The organism is Portibacter marinus (assembly GCF_021533195.1).
Classification (GTDB): Bacteria; Bacteroidota; Bacteroidia; order Chitinophagales; family Saprospiraceae; genus Portibacter; species Portibacter marinus.
Map to the genome: position 1 here is coordinate 496,830 of NZ_JAJNKB010000001.1, position 18,765 is coordinate 515,594.

At 41.0% G+C, this 18,765-nt stretch carries 10 protein-coding genes; 3 read left to right on the plus strand and 7 right to left on the minus strand.

All coding sequences use genetic code 11. The features are described from left to right. Positions 1-85 precede the first annotated feature (85 nt). The 6 genes from L2567_RS02130 to L2567_RS02155 all read right to left on the minus strand — a co-directional run bounded on the left by L2567_RS02130 (position 86) and on the right by L2567_RS02155 (position 6,887). Positions 86-1,765, minus strand: coding sequence for a patatin-like phospholipase family protein (locus tag L2567_RS02130; RefSeq protein WP_235296038.1), 1,680 nt, complete (start codon positions 1,763-1,765; stop codon positions 86-88). Continuing rightward, positions 1,762-3,045, minus strand: coding sequence for an amidohydrolase family protein (locus L2567_RS02135; protein WP_235296039.1), 1,284 nt, complete (start codon positions 3,043-3,045; stop codon positions 1,762-1,764). Before L2567_RS02135 ends, L2567_RS02130 begins: the two co-directional genes overlap by 4 nt. A 79-nt stretch (positions 3,046-3,124) precedes the next feature. Continuing rightward, a complete protein-coding gene (locus tag L2567_RS02140; RefSeq protein WP_235296040.1) occupies positions 3,125-3,958 on the minus strand; it encodes an alpha/beta fold hydrolase in 834 nt (277 codons plus the stop codon). A 105-nt stretch (positions 3,959-4,063) separates the two neighbouring features. Further along, positions 4,064-4,606, minus strand: coding sequence for a GNAT family N-acetyltransferase (locus L2567_RS02145; RefSeq protein WP_235296041.1), 543 nt, complete (start codon positions 4,604-4,606; stop codon positions 4,064-4,066). Beyond that, positions 4,606-5,637, minus strand: coding sequence for an isoaspartyl peptidase/L-asparaginase family protein (locus L2567_RS02150; protein ID WP_235296042.1), 1,032 nt, complete (start codon positions 5,635-5,637; stop codon positions 4,606-4,608). The genes L2567_RS02145 and L2567_RS02150 overlap by 1 nt, the downstream gene beginning before the upstream one ends. A gap of 17 nt (positions 5,638-5,654) precedes the next feature. Next, positions 5,655-6,887: a lysophospholipid acyltransferase family protein gene (locus tag L2567_RS02155; protein WP_235296043.1), complete on the minus strand. Its 1,233-nt coding sequence runs from the start codon at positions 6,885-6,887 to the stop codon at positions 5,655-5,657. A gap of 80 nt (positions 6,888-6,967) precedes the next feature. On the opposite strand from L2567_RS02155, the gene miaA reads away from it, so the two are divergent. Genes miaA through L2567_RS02170 form a run of 3 tightly spaced genes read left to right on the plus strand, consistent with a single transcriptional unit; the run spans position 6,968 to position 10,630 of the window. Further along, positions 6,968-7,840: a tRNA (adenosine(37)-N6)-dimethylallyltransferase MiaA gene (miaA, locus tag L2567_RS02160; protein WP_235296044.1), complete on the plus strand. Its 873-nt coding sequence runs from the start codon at positions 6,968-6,970 to the stop codon at positions 7,838-7,840. A 10-nt stretch (positions 7,841-7,850) separates the two neighbouring features. Continuing rightward, positions 7,851-8,279: a hotdog fold thioesterase gene (locus L2567_RS02165; protein ID WP_235296045.1), complete on the plus strand. Its 429-nt coding sequence runs from the start codon at positions 7,851-7,853 to the stop codon at positions 8,277-8,279. 5 nt (positions 8,280-8,284) lie between these two features. Continuing rightward, entirely contained in the window at positions 8,285-10,630 is a 2,346-nt protein-coding gene (locus L2567_RS02170; RefSeq protein ID WP_235296046.1) for a choice-of-anchor B family protein, read from the plus strand. A gap of 21 nt (positions 10,631-10,651) precedes the next feature. Here L2567_RS02170 and L2567_RS02175 read toward each other — a convergent pair whose 3' ends face one another. Then, positions 10,652-18,496 (minus strand): eCIS core domain-containing protein, encoded by a 7,845-nt coding sequence (locus tag L2567_RS02175; protein WP_235296047.1) that lies wholly within the window; start codon positions 18,494-18,496, stop codon positions 10,652-10,654. Positions 18,497-18,765: the final 269 nt, after the last annotated feature.

Sequence of the window (18,765 nt, forward strand, 5' to 3'; positions counted from 1 at the left end):
ATAATCAAATAACAACTAATTGCTGTTTATGTAGATGCAAGGACTATGCCACAATTGTATAAATCACTTAAATTTGCTAACGAATTTATTGAGACCTTAAGGCAGAGGATTCTATTAAAAAATAAGGTTGGCTAACAAACTGATTCCAGTCTGAAATCAGTTGATCTCTCAAATCAGCTATTTTTGTTCTTTTCTCTTCTTCATACTGATAAAAATCAGAACTGCTTTCTAGTTCTAAGGTATACACTAGAAGGTTAAAGCACATATTAAATTGGCCAGAAACCAACAACTTATCTAACATCTGATTAAGTACATCATCCTGAGTAAACCAAAGATTGGTACCAAATGACGCCGCATCATTGATGATTTCAGCTAAGGAATCACCTAGCAATTGATCGTAGGAAGCTTTGAAATCGGTCGGGCAATTAGGCAAAGCCTGGAGTTTGGCAATACTTTTCTTTAGATATTCATCTGTCAACTCTTTGGATAAGTTAGAGATTCTCCTGTATTCGTAAACTTCAGACTCATAAATCTTGGCATAATTCAATCTTCTGATTTGTTTAAGAAAAACATCCTGTAGAAGTTTAAGAAGAGATTGGATCCGGTCCAGGACCAATGGTTCATACTCCCCTATCTTATAGTCTGTGAGATTGAGTCTGGTAAGATGATTAAAGTAAAACGAAGGAATTTTATCTTTGATCAGACTTCCCAGATCGTTTAGTCTCTTTTTAATTTGATAGCGAATCCATAGAAAAATGGTCAGAATGACTGTTGCCGCACTGACCAGACCAATACCGATTCCGGTGCCAATATTGTTTTCGAAACCAGAAATCCAGGCAATAATGACGGCCAGACAAGCTACTGCCACGATCAGTAAAATAGCACCTAATGTAATACTGCGTATGCTTTTCAGATAAATCCTCAGATTTTTATTGCGAAAGCCTCTGGAAGGTTTAAGGGTTTCAAATGAAAATGGCGACATATCCGCTGATGATACATCTGAAATAATGATCAGGTCGTAGACCTTCCGCCTTCTTTTCTCACTCAGTAAGATAGCGTCGATCCCCTGATTATCATAAATTCCACCATCCATAATGCCTACATCCTGAGGATATTTATCATCTTTCAACTCAGCTAGGGCGTTCGATCGCTCATGCATAAAATCTCCAGGAAATCCGATCGGCTCAAAGCCCCCTGGAAAACAAGAGGACGCAGCTATGACATCACTTAGCTTTACTTCCTCATGGGCCACTTTGGGAACCTTTACATAATTATTTCCCATTACACCGTCATTCTGGAAGCGAAAATTGATGCCGTGATTGAACTCTGTAGCATTGAAAACGACCAATTCTAGATGAGAATTCATGTGATCTGCGTCCAGTAAGTCAAAAGTGTTTCCTTCAGTGAAATGCTTGTCATATATCTCCGCAAAGGCATTGATCAGATTTCTTCTTTTGAACGGATTATCCCACTGTCCCTCTCTTTTTAATTTGGACAGGCCTTCCTTAATTAAGTCCCTGGTCTTCAAGAGATGGATCAGCCCGTCGTAAATGGATTCGAAATTCCTCCCCTCTTCTTTTTGATAAGCATACATGACACCGGTAATGGTTCCGCCAGATACAGTAGAAATGGCTTTCACATTTTCAAGGAGACCTACCCGATGCAGGTAAGCCATAGCACCCAAATGAAATGAGGCCGCTCGATATCCACCTCCAGACATACAGAGTGCAATAGATTCAAATGGATTTTCAGGTAAGTTTTTCATAAGCCAAATATAAATTGATAAGGATTTACAGAGGTCAGCAAATGGTATCCCTCAGGATAATGGGCAAAACTTTCCTCCAGTTTTTTGATCAATTCTCTTGTACGCACTTTCTCTACTTCTGTAAGGTAAAAGTCAGAGCCGAATAAAATCTTATTCTTATACTCCTCTTGTTTCATCATACCCCGAATCTTCTCCCTGTTCTTTTCATCAAAATAAGCATAGGAAATATCTGCATAAACATGATCAAAATTCTTAATCATTTTGAGCGTCTTTACTACAAAATTTGTTGGATCCCTCCTGTTTTTATTGAATTTTTCCCATTCTTCATTATCCCCAAAGTGAGCCAAATTCAACTTAAGTTTAGGAAACTGCCTGGCTATCTTCTCCCAGTGCAATGGATCGAGAAAAATAGATTTCATGGCCTCTTTGGAAGGTACATTAACTACCTTTTTAGAATCTGTCAACACGTTATTGGGAAATTTGCGCTGACCAATCTCAACTTTTCTGCTGTTCGTACGTGTCCGAAGTCCACCGCAATGCGTAGTAACAGGAATGGATTTTTTTTCGCAGATTTCATAAATGTCCAGTAAGATCGGATCAAGAGGTGAATAACCCAGGCTGGGATATAATTTGACGCCGATAAACGGAGCACGATCATTCAATTCTTGAATGCCGGTCTGGTTATAGTCCTTTCTGAATGCTGAAATAAAATATTCGTATGCTTTTGGATTGTTTGGGTCAATGGCAATGAACGGAAGAATGGTTTGACGGTATTGGTACCGTTTACCTGTATTGAGTAATGAAGTCTGTAAAGGCAGTATTCGAAGAAATTGTTCTAATTGTGTTTTGTAATTGAAGACCGGGGCCCCTGAAATGCCTCGTTCCATATCCATAGCCAGATTGACAATGAACAGCTTGGGTGCAATCGACTTTTGATCAAAATAGCGATCATAGACTGAAATTAGATTCTCGATCACCTTTTCAGGATCTCTTAATCCTAAGAATCTTCCCAAATTGGGGTTCAACAATGCTGTAAGATTGACTTTATCTTGATTGCTAACCCAATTTAAAAGTTTAATAAAGTCTTTGGGAATATGATCTATGGAAAAGGAATGGGCGTGAACGTCGAAAAAAGAGTGATTAGGTCGCGTAATGTGGGGATCATCAAATACATAACTTTTCAAAGGTTCTTCTACCCTATTTTTAATGTGATCTTCAATAAGGCTGGCCTCTTGCAAAAACTCAGTACGTGAAATGGTCTGATCTGGTTTTCGAAGCATGTACAAAAAATTTAGAGTTAGTGTATCGTAGCAACAGATTGCTAACACTAACTCTAAATATATGAAAAATTAATGTTTCTTATTTCTTCAGAAAAGAGATCAATATTTCATTTAATTTATCTCTATGTGTCAAATTCAAGCCGTGTGGACCATCATCAAAAACATGGTATTCATTATCAGGAATACCTTCTGAAGCCTGCTTTCCGGCCGTATCAATGGGTACAATCTGGTCAGTATCTCCGTGAACGATTAAAGTAGGCACATTGACATTAGTCATTTCATCTCTGAAGTCAGTAGTTGCCCATGCTTCCGCACTTTTAATGGTCGCTCTGGGAGAGGCATATGATGCAATAGACCAATCGTAGTGTAAGGCTTGTTTGCTTACTTTTTCATTATTGTCTTCATAGTTATAGAAATTCTTATGAAATCCTTCAAGGAACCCAACTCTATCATTTTTCAATGCCGACATGATATCGTTCAATGCCTCCTCCGGAACTCCCTCAGGATTGTCGCTTTTCTTAGCCACTATAGGAATGATCGAACTGATTAAAGCTGCTTTGGAAATACGGTCATCACCATAATCCGTGAAGTATCTCACCACTTCACCTCCGCCCATTGAAAATCCAACAATGGTCACATCATTCAGATCCAATTGTGTTATAAGCTCTCTTAAATCAGAAGTTAAACTTGAATAGTCATAACCACCCCATGGTGCGGAAGATATTCCAAATCCCCGTCTGTCATAAGCAATGCATCTGAATCCTGCCTCTACGATCGCTGACACCTGCCCTTCCCATGCTCGGTGGCTTAAAGGCCAACCGTGGATTAAAATAACAGGTTTTCCACTTCCGTAATCTTTATAATGAATATCTACAGGTTCTTTAGCGTTTCTCTTGTTTGTAATAAATGGCATATATTTTTTTATTTTCCTACAGAGAATATACTGCCATTGTTCGCTTTCTTTCCACTACTTGCCTTGACACAAAGTCATTATCATCGCTTTATTTATCAATTTATACTAAACCTCCTGAATCTTTGCATAAAGGTAGGCATCCAGTAAGGCGTCATGCTTAATAAATCTTGCTTTTCTGAGACCCTCACGCTCAAAACCTGCTTTCTCCAGCGCTTTCATTGAATAGATATTGTCAACGAAAACATTGGCCTCAATTCTGAAGAGATTCTTTTCAGCAAATCCAATTTCAGCAATCTTCTCAATCGCGGCAGTTGAAATACCTTTTCTTCGATGAGTGGCGCCTAACCAATATCCAATTTCAGCAATATGCGAAGTTTCGCCATAGACATAGAGAAACCCAATACCCCCTATCATCTCCCCTTTATATCTGATTGCATATTGGCCTACATGTCCGAAGCGATCTTCAAATCCCCGGCACAACTCCAGAAATTGATCTGCATCTTTGTCAAAATAAGGATAGGGTACCTGCAGCGTGTTCTCATAAATGGCCTTGTCATTAATATGTTTGACTATCGAAGCCTTGTCAGAATCGCGAATTTCTGTTAGTGCCAATTGAGCTGTAATGGGATATGAAGCCGTCAACTTCATTATTCATCTTTGTAAATCTTGACTACTTTTTGTGTAGGAGTAACGTATCCTCGGTACATTCCTTCAGAGTTGAAAGGCATCGCTATATTGCCATCTTTATCAAGGGCCACAACGCCACCACTGCCGCCTTTTTCAACTAATTTTTGATTGATAATATATTCTCCTGCTTCTTCTAAAGTGGAACCTTTGTATTCCATCATCGCTGCTATGTCTCTGGCTACCGTATAGCGGATAAAATACTCACCGTGGCCCGTCGCAGATACACCACAACTCGTATTGTCAGCAAAAGTTCCAGCACCAATTATAGGAGCATCTCCTATACGGTTGTACCTCTTATTGGTCATTCCTCCGGTGGATGTCCCTGCACAGATATTGCCTTCTTTATCCAATGCCACTGCTCCCACGGTTCCATATTTATAATCTTCATTCAGAACCTGTATTTCATAGCCCATGTCCTCCTCATTTTCTTTTGCCTTTTGCAGTGACTTCCATCTTCGTTCCGTCTTAAAATAGGAAGGATCAACGATTTCAAGCCCTTGCTTCTTAGAAAATTCCTCAGCTCCTTTTCCTGTCAGCATTACATGCTCTGATTTTTCCATGACTGCTCGAGCAGCATTGATCGGATTTCTGACGTTCGTTACACCTCCAATGGCTCCTGCATTCTGATCCTTTCCATACATGATACTGGCATCCAATTCATTCAGACCAGCGTTGGTAAAGACTGCCCCTTTACCTGCATTAAAAAGCGGCGAATCCTCCATAAAGTTGATGGTCTTTTGTACGGCGTCTATACTTGATCCACCCTCTGCAAGTACCTTTTGACCTATCTCCAATGCTTGTGTCAATGCATCTCTGTACTCTTTGTCTTTTTCCTCAGTCATGTTTTTCCGTAAAATGGTACCTGCACCACCGTGAATGACCATTGCATATTCAGGCCTTTCTGCTTTGGAGGACGCTACAGCAGTCTGTTCTTCAGTATTGCATGAAAAAAAACATAACATTGCTAGAAAAAAAATCAATATCTTATTCATATTTACTTGCTTTTGAATCATTTTGAATTGCGAATCTTACCTATAGCATCAACCCCCTGCTTGATAAGGAGCGTAACTTTTTGTTCACCCATTTCTCTATGCAATTTAAACGTTTCCCAGATGCTTACCAAATAATCACGACCAAGGAGTGCCAACAAACCCAACATCGGTAAAAAGAAAACTAATAATCCATACCAATGGTAGTAATAAATCAGGATCACAAGTACAACGGGAAATAAAATCATATATAATCCTAGTGAAGCTGCAATGGAAACGGAGGCTAGAAATTCCGGCTCTCTCACATATTTTTTTCGCATATAAATGCCGAATAAAACCGGAATAGCATTCATACTTAGCAAGAGCATCACAGGAAAAAAAATCACAGTTGCCATGAGGAAATCAAGGACATTAAGCCGCTTTCGAATGGGCTTATCAATGACCGGGGCTTCCTCAATGATCTGTTGATTATCCACGTTGAGGCTTTTGCTGATCAGTCTTTCCTGAGCAAACTTTTCAGGTGAATCTTGCGTGACTCTAATGCTGGAACCAACCTTCTTCTCCCATTGACCTAAAGCCAATGCCTTGTCCAAAGTTTTCTCTTCTACGCCTTTGTTCAGTACCAAAAGCAAACTGGACAATTCTTGCTGGATCTTCCTGGTGAGATCTGTAACTGCTTTTCTAACATCATAATCGTCAGAAGGCAGAACCGGAGTAATCGGCTCACCTATATTGATGTTGACATAAGATCGCCAGCGATTCGGAGCAGAGTAATTGATACCGATCGGTATAATTTTTAAATTCAATTCAGGGTATAGTTCCATGGTCTCCAAAGACATCCTCGCTGCACCTTTTTTAAGTGGTCTGAGGTACTTTACTTGTTTGGTACTTGCTTCCGGAAAAATCAGTACTGCCCCACCCTTCGACAATTTTTCATAAGTCATGGACATTACACTTTTATTATCTCGCAACTTCTCATAACCATCTCGAAACCGATAAATAGGGATTTGATTGGTGGCTATCAGAATTTTTTTCAGCAAAGGTCTTTCAAAAAGATCTCCACGAACTAGAAAATGCAAAGTCCGGGGAAGAAAACAAGCCAATAGACAAGGTTCAATGAATCCTGTAGGGTGGTTGCTGCAAATGATCACAGGATCATCTTTCGGCATATGCTCAAGGCCATTGATGGTAATACTTCTAAAGTACGCCTTTAAAGCAATTCGTGTCAGTGGTCTTAGTATATAATACAGCATTTAACTTATTATTGCACAATGATAATAAAATGATCTTTATGTGCATGGCAATGCTATTACAGACGTAAAAGATTTCAATATTGGAGCAGAAAAATAAGGAACTTATTGTGATTACCGGGCCTACTGCGGTTGGAAAAACAGAAGTCGTTTTACAATTGGCCGAGGAAAAAAAACTAGAAGTCATTTCTTGTGATAGCAGACAGTTCTACAGAGAAATGAATATTGGAACAGCCAAGCCAAGTCCTACTGAACTGGTAAGAGTACCACATCATTTTGTGAACGCCCTATCCATTCATGATTCTTATTCTGCTGGTGACTTTGAAAAGGATGGTTTGAGGGTTTTAGGTCAATGTTTTCGTAGAAACGATCAAGTGATATTGACCGGAGGATCGGGTTTGTATATAACTGCCATCTGTCAGGGATTTAATAAATTTCCGGAAGTACCAAAATCCATTATACAGGAACTGGAACGTAAATCACTGAAAGAGCTTCAGGAAATGTTGGTAGTTAAAGATCCCGATTATTATTCCAGGGTGGATACCCAAAACGATCGACGCTTGGTAAGAGCTTTGAGCATCATCAAGGTCTCAGGTCGATCATTTACCTCTTTTGTTCAACAAAACTTAGAACAGCGCCCGTTTAGTATAAAGTATATTGTATTGAACAGGCCGCGCGAAATTCTGTATCAAAGAATTAATGAACGTGTTGACCTTATGCTAGAGCATGGCTTATTACAGGAGGCCAGAGAATTATACCCACATAAGCATTTGAAATCATTACAGACTGTGGGCTATCAGGAATTGTTTCAGCACTTTGACGGTTTGATTTCGTTAGAGGAAGCAGTGAGACTGATCAAAAGAAATTCCAGGCGGTACGCCAAAAGGCAATTGACATGGTTTCGAAAACTGGAAGGTGCCGTTTGGCAGCATCCCAAAGAGCAGATTAAAATATAAATCAGATCACATGAGTATTTGGAAAAGAGCAATTGACCTCGACCGCCTCAATAGCGAGCTGAACAAAAGCATGATCAATCATTTAGGGATTATGTTCATTTCATTCGGCGATGACTTTCTTTTGGGAGAAATGCCAGTGGACGAGCGAACCATGCAGCCGTACGGCATCTTACATGGTGGTGCGTCGGTGGTTTTAGCTGAAACTCTGGGATCAATGGCGTCCGAATTTTGTTTGCCTCCGGACAGTGAGCAATTTCCCGTGGGTATTGAGGTCAACGCCAATCACTTGAAGAGCGTTAGTAAAGGAACGGTCATTGGTAAGGTCTCGCCGGTAAGACTAGGAGGAAAAATGCACGTTTGGAATATTGACATTAGAAATGAACAGCAAGAGCTGATATGCGTTTCCAGATTAACAACTATGATCATAAGTAAAAGATAAAATTGATGAGAATTTTTTGGAGTATAATCCTGATTTTATTCATTTCCGTTTTAAGAGGACAAGTAGATTTTAATTTAGAATTAGTGGCACAAGTGCCTAACGAACAAGCATTAAGTGATGTTTGGGGTTATGTTGCAGAAGATGGAACAGAGTATGCCATTATAGGGACCAGAACTTCCACAGAGATATACAGTCTTGCTGACCCTTCGGATCCACAACTCGTTTTTAGCACTGTTGGCGCTTCTTCCATATGGCGTGATATTAAAACCTTGGGAAAATACATTTATGTTACTGCGGATGATGGAGATGATGGGATCACCATTATCAATATGACAGAAGCACCGGATAATATTACTTCTATAATGGTCCAACCACTTGTGAACGATACACCTATTCAAAAGTGTCACAACTTATACATTGACACCAACAGCCAAATCATGTTTTTGGCAGGTTGCAATACCAATCGCGGAGTTCTGGCCTTCGACATCACATCGGATCCATTGAATCCTCAACTGATTAATATTGTCAGTGAAACGTACGCCCATGACGTATTTGTAAGAGATAACAAAGTATTTGCCTCTGAGATCTTTGCTGGTGAATTTGCCATCTATGATATTGAGAACATTATGGAACCTTTCAAGCTCGGCAGTGCCCAGACCACTACTTTTTTTACACATAATGCATGGTCTAGCGAGGACAATCAATATGTTTATACAACTGATGAACGACCCAATGGTACAGTAGATGCATTTGATATCAGTGACCCTGAGAATCCGGTAAAAGTGGATGTATTTGTTCCATCAGCTATTCAGAATAAGGAGGTCATACCTCACAATACACACTGGCACAACGATTTTTTAATTACTTCTTGGTACGACTATGGGATTGTCATATCGGATGTATCGAATCCGGAAAAAATAATCGAAGTGGGACATTATAATACGGGTGAAAATCCGGACTGTTGGGGTGCATATCCATTCTTACCTTCGGGATTGATCTTGGCTTCGGATATTGCCAATGGTTTATTTGTTCTTCAACCCAATTATGTCAGGGCTTCCTACCTTACCGGTGTGGTTTCAGATGCGGATTCGGGAGATGCAATCTTTGACGCAGAGATTGAAGTTTTAACAGATCAAACACTTTTGGATCACACCGATCCCAAGGGTGAATACCTCATAGGAGATCTGCTTACTGGGGAGTTTGAAATGATAACAAGTCATCCAGACTATATGACGGATACAACAGTCATTACACTGGTTAATGGTGAAACCAATCAGGTAAATATTACCTTAAAAAAACAACCCACTTACCGACAAATCATCAGAACCGTCGACAAAACCACTGGTGATTTAATCACAGGAGCAGAAATCTTATTGCGCAAGAAAGGTCGTGATGTTCAGATGACTACGAATCAATTGGGTTCGATTGCCGGCGAATTTCCTGCTGGCGATTATACCATTGTCGCAGGTCAATGGGGTTATCAATACGAGGTTTTGAATACAGCTTTTGAAGAAGATGGAAGCTATGTATTGGAACTGGAGAGAGGTTATGAAGATGACTTTATTTTTGACTATGGTTGGAACAATAAGTCTTTCCCAAATGAACGCAGTCAATGGGTACGAGCTATGCCTATCGGGACCTATTTTGGTGATGTTGCTGCCAATCCTTCCGAAGATGTGGAAGGGGATATTGGAGAATATTGTTACGTGACAGGTAATGGATCAGGGGCAGTCAGTGATCTTGATGTAGATGATGGAACATCGCAGTTGGTCTCACCACCGATGGATTTGAGTACTTTTCCAGATGCTGCTCTAAGCTTCCATCCCTGGTTTTTCAATGGTGGCGGCTCCGGAGCTGATCCTAATGACACTTTTAAAATTCTGATCACGGATGGTATCGACACCGTTTTAATGCATTCTATATCAGAGGGCACCAATGGTTGGGCAGAGGCGGTTCGACTCAATTTATCAGACTTTATAGCATTGAATGATCGAATACAGATTGTTTTCGAAGCTAGTGATGATGCAGAGCAGAGGCATCTTGTTGAAGCAGCCGTAGATCAATTTAAGGTGTCTCTCGATGGTTTTGTCAAGACGGACAATGAGTTTTCCGCGCAAAAATTATGGCGAGTGTATCCGAATCCAGCCACTTCTAATGTGTATATTCAGCAAGACAGTTATGATGGTAAGGTCTTTTTGCAATGGTTTTCTTTATCCGGACGAATGATATCTAGTCAATCTATTCAAGGTGGATTAGGACGTATAGATGTTCCAGATGTAGGGGGAATCTACTTATTGAAAATAATAGAGGAAAGTGGGCGGACCGAAATCAAACGTTTGATTATAGAATAGCGTTACTTGCTGTTCCACTTATTACTCCAAAGAAGCAGGTTGGTTATCCGAGCTTGAGGGATTGTCATTTGGAGATCTTTCTTCATGACCGGTACTCGTTTCAATTTGATTGGGGTCTGGCTGGTCCTCTTTACCTTCCGGGTTTTTAGCCTGAACAATATGAGTTGTAAAAGGAAGAATACTCGAAGGGTCTAATTTCGTTTCATGCGTGTTTTTCATCTCGTGTTCGCTTTCTATTGAGAATGGCGCTTGATTTTTATCAGATGAAATAGTAGACTTCATTTGAGTAGTGGAATGATTAAGCTCGAATCCTTCCCTAAGACCAATTGACGGGGTGTCCTGCTTATCTTGTAGTGAATTAGCATAGGTTACTCCAAAATCATCAGCTTCTTTTTCCAGCTTCTTATCATTGTTAAGAGGAGTCCCATTTACTTCTGTGTTTGTAGTAACGCGCCCTTCTTTTTGTTGGTATACATGTGCAACTTCATGACCTATCAACTCCTGGCCTGACCTTGTGTTGGGTTGGAATTGTCCGGGTGCAAAGTGAATATTGCTGCCTTGAGTAAAAGCAAGCGCTCCCATTTCAGTAGCTTTAGATGAGTTTTTTTGGATGTGGAATTGATCTAAAGAAAATTGTGCCGGGGTAGAAAGTATGTTTCCAGTGACTGTAGAAGATTCCTGTTTCTGCTGCGCAACTTCTTCATCGTCAAAATTATCTTGATAAACTTCATAGGCATCTGTAGGATTATAAGTAGCAATATCACCTAATGCAACGCCAGTTCGAATTGCCCTAGCACAAATGTTCAAATTCTGCACTGTCCAATCTACGCTTCTTAATAAAAATACATGACCTCGAGTTACGGTTTGAATGTGTCTCCCAATATCTGCAACACCTTCCACCGTGGAGCCCGCTCTTAATTGACTAATCACACTTTGTGAATTTGAAATGACTTCATTAAACATACTTCTGGCGTCTCTCACAACAGCTTCTGCACCAGCTGCGTCAATCCTTGCTGCGATTCCACCATTGTCAGCTGCACGTTTCAATTCCTGACATCTTGCTAATAGATCCTGCCATGATCCGGAATTATGTAATCCTGCCTCTTCAACCACCTCAGCAATTCTAGAACCATACTTGCCAATACCTCTGACCCCAGCTATTACTTCTCTGGTTTCTCCCGACAACTGAAGTAGTGCGTGATCCATCTTGGGAAGTTGATCTATAATAGCTGTTAATCTTTCGGCAGAAGGCACCGTTGTTCCAGCTACATCTCCCAGTCTTCCAAACCCTGCCTCACCCGGACGTTCTGAAACATACCTACGAACGCCGCCAGCAGAAAAGTATCCACCCTCTTCAGCTGCATTAATCAACGCCTGAGCATCACCAATCTGCTCTACTAGTCTGGTTTGGGCGGCCTCGTCACCCAACCTTACTGCCTCATCTAGCTGTCCCCACAACGAATCTACTCTTTGAGCAAGTCTGGTCACTTCCCCTCCTGAAAGAGGTCTATATGCAAATTCAGGAATTCCTAATTCTCTCATCATTGTTCGGGTTTGGTCTACCAACTCTTGATCTCCCGCTTCTAAAGCCTCCCAAACCCGTCTATTCCATATGATTTGCTCCTGTTTTGTAGCCTGAAGGGCTGCTAATCTTTCTCTGACTCCGGCAGGCAATAAGTCATAAGCATGAATCCTTCTTGGATCTGTGAATAGACCCATGAGTAGTGTTCGTTCAAATGCTTGAGGACTATTTTCTACTCCCAGCCGTCTTGCTAAATATTCCATCGCTCTGGTCCTGGACTCGGCTGCTTTTGCTCCAGTAAATGAAATGTCAATGTCATTTGAAAAGTTACCGGTGGTGCCTGTTCTCTGCACCGTACCTCCAACTTCTTCTCTGATAAATGCTTCTAAATCTGCATATACTGCATCTCGAAATTGCATCAGTCGTTGTCCTGCAATACTGGATTCCGGTAATGCTTTGACCAGGTTATCCCATCCGCACTGTCTTAATACCTGCGCGGGCCCTAATCGCTCGACTGCTTCAGCTGCTAGTCTATCAGCAAATTCTCTTGAAATGGTTCCTGCGTCGACTGCCCCAAGCATATCGGCTAAGGCTTGTGGGAGCGACTTACCAGACTTCCAAGCTTCCTCGGCAGTATTTCCTACGACCCTGATACTTGTTTCGGTTCCTGCTTCTACTACTGCTTCCTCAAAGGTTCGTAATCTACTTAGAAGTGGAGCTTGTGCGGCTTCATCTAAATTTGATGTGATAAGGGTTGTCAGCTCCTCAACTGTTTTTCCCGATCGTCTGACTGTTTCTTCTACTCCTAATTCGGATATTCCTCTTCTTACTGCTTCTGCAGCTTCCCTTCCAGAAAGTTCACTGAAGTTTTCAAGTAAAGCTGAAGCACTTCTACTAACAAGTGCGCTTTCAAGTGCAGCAGCTTGTCTGGCCGCTCTAATTCCTTTTACTGCAGGCACAGCAATGTCTAAAAATACAAAAACAGTATCTATAATAGCCGATATCAATGCCGAGTTTACCTGGCCATCTTCCACTAATCTTCTTTCATTACTACCAGCAGAATCTTGAGCAGTAGATAAATCATCATATTGCTCCCATGAGCGAACAGCCTGCACACCGCCAAGCCCGATACCCACACCCATCCAGAAACCTGTGGCCAACCCTCCAGTGGCTAATTCAGAAACAATGAAAGCAGCAGCTGCTGCCGTACCCAAACCGAGAGAAATCCAAAATTCAGTGGTTTCATGATCGCCAATGACATCCTGAGCAATAGATTTATTAAAATTGTCACTCCAGTCTGTTCCGCTTGATCCCGTTTGCGCACCATTATATAATTGATTATGGATGGGCACCAAATCCTTCCAATCTAAATCATTGTTATCAATCTTAGGTAACGTTTCTTCTCCGTTGACAATAAGCTCGTTCAGCAGCCTCCGTGCAGTCTCCTCAAAACTTTCCTGATTTGTCTCTGACATACCATTGATGGTTGCGCTGCCCTCAGTCACTGCAGCATAGATCAAGGGGCTTTGTGAGGTTACTGCATTAAGTGCAGCTACAGTACTGTCCCATTTTTCTTTTACTTCTTCCCAACTTTTCGAAGGTTCTGCTTGGGAATCCGGATGGGTTCTCAACGGAGGTGGCCCAGAAGGATCAAAATGCCTGGAATAAATATGGTGTGTTTCGAATTCACCTCCCATTCGAGGTTCATACACTTCTTCATAACCAACGTGTATCATTCGAAGTCTTGCTTTTGCATCCATTAAAGCAGAAGCTTGTTGCATTAATTCTTGCAATTCTTCTCTTCTTATTGCTTCTAATGATTCCTGCGAAGGGTTTTCTTCACTTCTGGTATCAATAAGTCCCAGCTTTTCAAGCTCTTCTCTGGCAAATCGAATATTTTCTCTGATGTAATTCCTGGCAATGTTTCTTACATCCTGCTCAAAGTTACGTCTTAAGGTATTTAGTGCCCTGATATTTGATGGATCCATTCCTCGATTAAGACAATTGTTCCATCTGGTCATATTATTGCCTGCAACTTCCGAAATACCATCACCAAATGAATTCCAAATTCTTTCTAGAGTTCCTTCGTCGAGAGGACCCACCCAGGTTTGCTCCAAAATTTTATCAATAAATGTCAGTCTTTGAGATTCTGTCGCTCCACCAAAATTTGTAATGGAAGTGATTGTCCAAACGCTTCCGGTTCTTGCTGCTTCACTAATATTTTCGGCATCTCTTTCAGCGATTCTTCTATTGACCCGGGCATGATCAGCTGGCGTAGTATTCGGAGGAGTAAATGAATCATACATTCCTACCATTTGAATAGGTGCATTTGCATGATGTTGGGATGACAAATTCTCTTGTAACTGCAGTGGTTCCTTTAAAGAAGACTTCTGCTGGGAAGTCGAATCATTATTCTGTACCCTACCCTCATTCGGTTCCTGCACGTAATCCATCGTTTCAGTAGCTCCATGTGTTGTATGATATGCATGGTTGGCCGCATCTGCTGCCTGAATAATACTCATGATCTGCTCGTCGCTTTGAGTCAGATTTTTTCCGATAAGCTGCTCATGCATGTTCGCAAAATGCTCTCTATCTATTGCATTGTGAGCATCTTCATGTTCTTCCAACTCAGTATAAAATCGTTCCCATGCTGCAACCGCTTGACGATAATATCTTCGATGTTCTTCATCAGAGTGACTTTCGGCCTGTTGTCTGTAATGTGACAAATTAGTCCAGTTAGGCATCCGCTTGTTCATTTCAATATCAATGAAAACCCTAGCAGAATTTTCGTTTATAGGATCATAGTAGTAGGAGGGAGTGCTAGTAATACTCGCATCACCCTGTTCACCATCTACCGTTTGCTCTTGCCGCAATTGACTTCCAATTTCCCGATAGCTCCCTGTTATGTCGTAAGTATTAGTAGATTCTGTAATATTTGTCCTTCCAGTCCTAACAATAGCGGAGTCAGGAATGGTCCTCAATTCTTCATCTCCTTCACTATCTTCTTCATCTCGTTGAATGGAATCGTCCTTTTTCTGGGTTACATCATGACCCATGTCACTAGAGGTAGATGGCATCGTAGTCGAACTGCTTGTAAGTTTACTTGTAGCGACAGATAGGTGTTGGGTAACCTTAGCACCCATTTCATCGGCCTCCCGTTCCAGTGTAGGGTCGTCATTAACTTGCATACCTGTTTTGAGCTGGGTGGTCGGCTTAACTTTTCCTTGTCTTTGTTGAACAACATGCGTCAACTCGTGGCCGATTAGCTCCTGACCAGATTTTGTATCAGGCTTAAATTGACCAGGTGCAAAATGTATATCATTGCCCTGGGTATAAGCAAGTGCATGATTCTCCGAAGCGGAACTGGAATTTTCATGAATCTTTACATTAGAAAACGAAGTGCCGAAGGCTGTTTCCATTCGTTGGATAATATCACTACCCTCTACCTGACTATGGTCTTGTGAAGGTAAATTAACCGCTCGTTGAGCCACATCATCGTTATAATCATCGAGAGATTCGTCAATGGAACCAGTACCGGGAAAAGGAAGATCAGCACCATAGAACATCAACCATAAATCCATCTTATTAGTAGATGCCCAATTTTGAAATCCCGAGATATGATTATCAACAAAAGGATTCCACTTGCCAGTCACAACCATATTTTCATTTACCCCGGCATTAGTATCTGTTTCATTTTCCATAAAATACTCCTCAGCTGCCGAACTGTAATGATAGTTTCCGAAGAAAAGGTGCCATAGAAATGAAAAAACTGCTTGGCCTCCAGGAAATGCAACCGACATGCTAGAGTCAATTCGTGGTGGTACAGGCGAGCGCCAATTACTGCTGATCCATGTTAATAGTCTTCGGTCTCTATTTCTTCTGGAAGCAATCCTTCCTATCGCAGTTAGACATGCGGTAGCTGCTGGATAATAATAGTGCTCCCAGAGGGCACCCAAAACAGGTACTGCTTTTACGAAAGACATTCCCAAATTAATTGCATCAAGTCCTCTCTGCACTCTATTTATAGAAGTATGTAACTCACTATTGGAACTGTCTGTTGCAAAATCAGCAACAATTTGCATAGCATTCGTAATTTGACTGGCCTTGTCTGCGAAATCAGCGATACTGCCGGTTGCTGACCTTATCCTTTGTAAAGTACTAGAGTTTCTAATCCTCGAATTAACACGACTGGCATAGCCGACATAGTTAGAAACTTTCTCATTGTAATCCTTTATAGAATCTGACAGACTTTTAATACGCTCTAATAGATCATCGTCTCCATTTTCATAGGCTTGTCTTTTAGCTTCAGCCATCTCAGCAGTCATAGGTTCCATCTCACGGCAATTCCTTGCAGAGTTTGTCTTGGAAATGATTTGCGATCTTAGAGACCTGAAAGCGTCGTCATAATCTTCTCTATATTGATTGATGAAGGGCTGTAGAATTAAGATTTCACCTCTCTGCAAATCATCCCCGGTTTCTCTTCTGGTCAATGTCCGTATGGCTCCTGTTATATCTGAAGAGGCATCTGTTAATCTATCTGTGTTAACATTATAATCATCATTTTCATCTATTTCTCTTTTAAGTGAGTCAATCAAACTTTGAAGCTGAAGAAAGCTCAATGCTGCTCTGCCATTAGTGGTTGCATCAGCAATATCAAAAGGAAACACCAGTTTTAATTCCCCGCTGTCTTCTGAACCATCCCCGTCACGCTGTATTACCTGTTGATTAATGGATTGGGCTGAAATACTGTTCTCTACGGAAAGATTAGAAGTTTCGTCAACAAACTTGGCCTGAATAGGATTGTCAACAAGTGTTTTTCCAGATTCCAATTTATATTGTACTGAATCTTCGTCGTCATCACTTTCATCGACAGTGACTTCGTAAGGTCTTTGCACATCTCTGATTACTTCTTGTGTTCCATGGTCTTCGTGAAATTCTTCATGTAATTTTTCAGCATCATCCTCTATGGATGTCAATTCCGCATCCATTTGTCCTATCGTCTTGGCAATCAGTCTTCTGTGACAATTGGTAAAATGTGCTATATCAATGGCCTTATGGCCCTCTTCATGTGCATCCAACGCACTGTAGAAATTATTCCAGGCATTGACGATATTTTGGTAATATTGCCTGTTTACTTCATTTTCATCATTGGCAAGTTCCTTCACCTTCGGTAAATCAGTCCAATTAGGCATTTTTTTGACAATCTTCACTGTCAAATCCACCTGGGCTTTTTTTCCATCTTTACTGGAGGTCGCTATATCGTCAAAACTGGTAGAAATACTTCCGTCTTCACCCTCCTTTACCAGCTCATTGACAACTTCTCTATATTTACCCGAAAGTTCGTAAAACTCCTCTTCATGCACAATGGTTGTAGAACCTGACTTTATCACTGCTGAATCGGGCACAGGCGCCGGAGCTTGAGCAGGCGCATTTTGTAATTGTATGGTCTTCAACTGATTAACTGTTGACCCATTACTTCCCTCAAATATTTCGGTTGATTCTTTCTTCCTTTGAGCCGGTAGAGCTGAGTGTGCAGCTTTTGCACCAAGTTGATCTGCTTCTGCTTCCAGGGCCGGATCATCGTTAACTGACATACCGTTAGTGGCTTGAGTGGTAGGTTGTACCCGGCCTTCAGCTTGTTGCTTTACATGGGTCAATTCGTGTGCAAGTAACTCCTGCCCAGTAGATGAGTTCGGATTATATTGTCCTGGTGCAAAATGGATGTCCTTTCCCTGAGTATAAGCTAGTGCACCGACTTCTGATGCTTTGTTTGAATTGGTATGTATATTAACGTTGGAAAAATTATGACCAATGGTACTTTCCATCTTCGCCTTTACTTGATCCGGTATGTCATGATGAGCGGATGCCTCTTCGCCATCATTTAAGGGAACACCAGGTTTCATTTGAGATGGAGTGGATACAGAGTCTGGGTCATCATCTCCATCATTCCCACCTCCAATATTTTCACCGTTGTATTCATCTGGAGGATCAGCACCAGCAGCTGCAAATAAAAGTTGACTTGATTCTGACTCCTTTAACTCTTCTTCTTTTTCTGGCTCCTCCTTTTTAGGTTGTACAATGGTTACTGGCAATTCAGGACTACTTTGTGAGATTGAATCCTCAGTCACATTGAAATCCTGATCCACATCTTTTTGTGGCTCAAAGGTGGGCTCTTCCACTTTTTCCTTTTCTTCTTTCTTTTCTTTGACATGCTCCGGATCGGCAACAAATACCAATGGAGGTGGCTGCTTATATTCAGTAGCAAAGACGACATTCTCCTCTTCTAGCATGTGGGCACTTGCTTTGAGAGGCGTGGTTTCTTTAGTGTTTTCTTGATTTTTCAATTATATCACCATTGCCGATCTGCTGGGCAAATCGAATAATATTGGGGTCAGACTTTTTGGCTATTGATCAAGAATAAAATAATTCTTACGCTAGCTTTAAAAATATCAACTTAAATATATTGAAATAAAGACTGGAAATCAAGGGCAGAATGAAATTGATTTTTTTGTAAAACTGAAGTGCCGCTAATATTGAATGAACTCCACTGATGTGTGTAAAGCAGAAAGATCTAATCAAAAAGTATTGTAAAAACGAGATTGGAGAAAGAAAA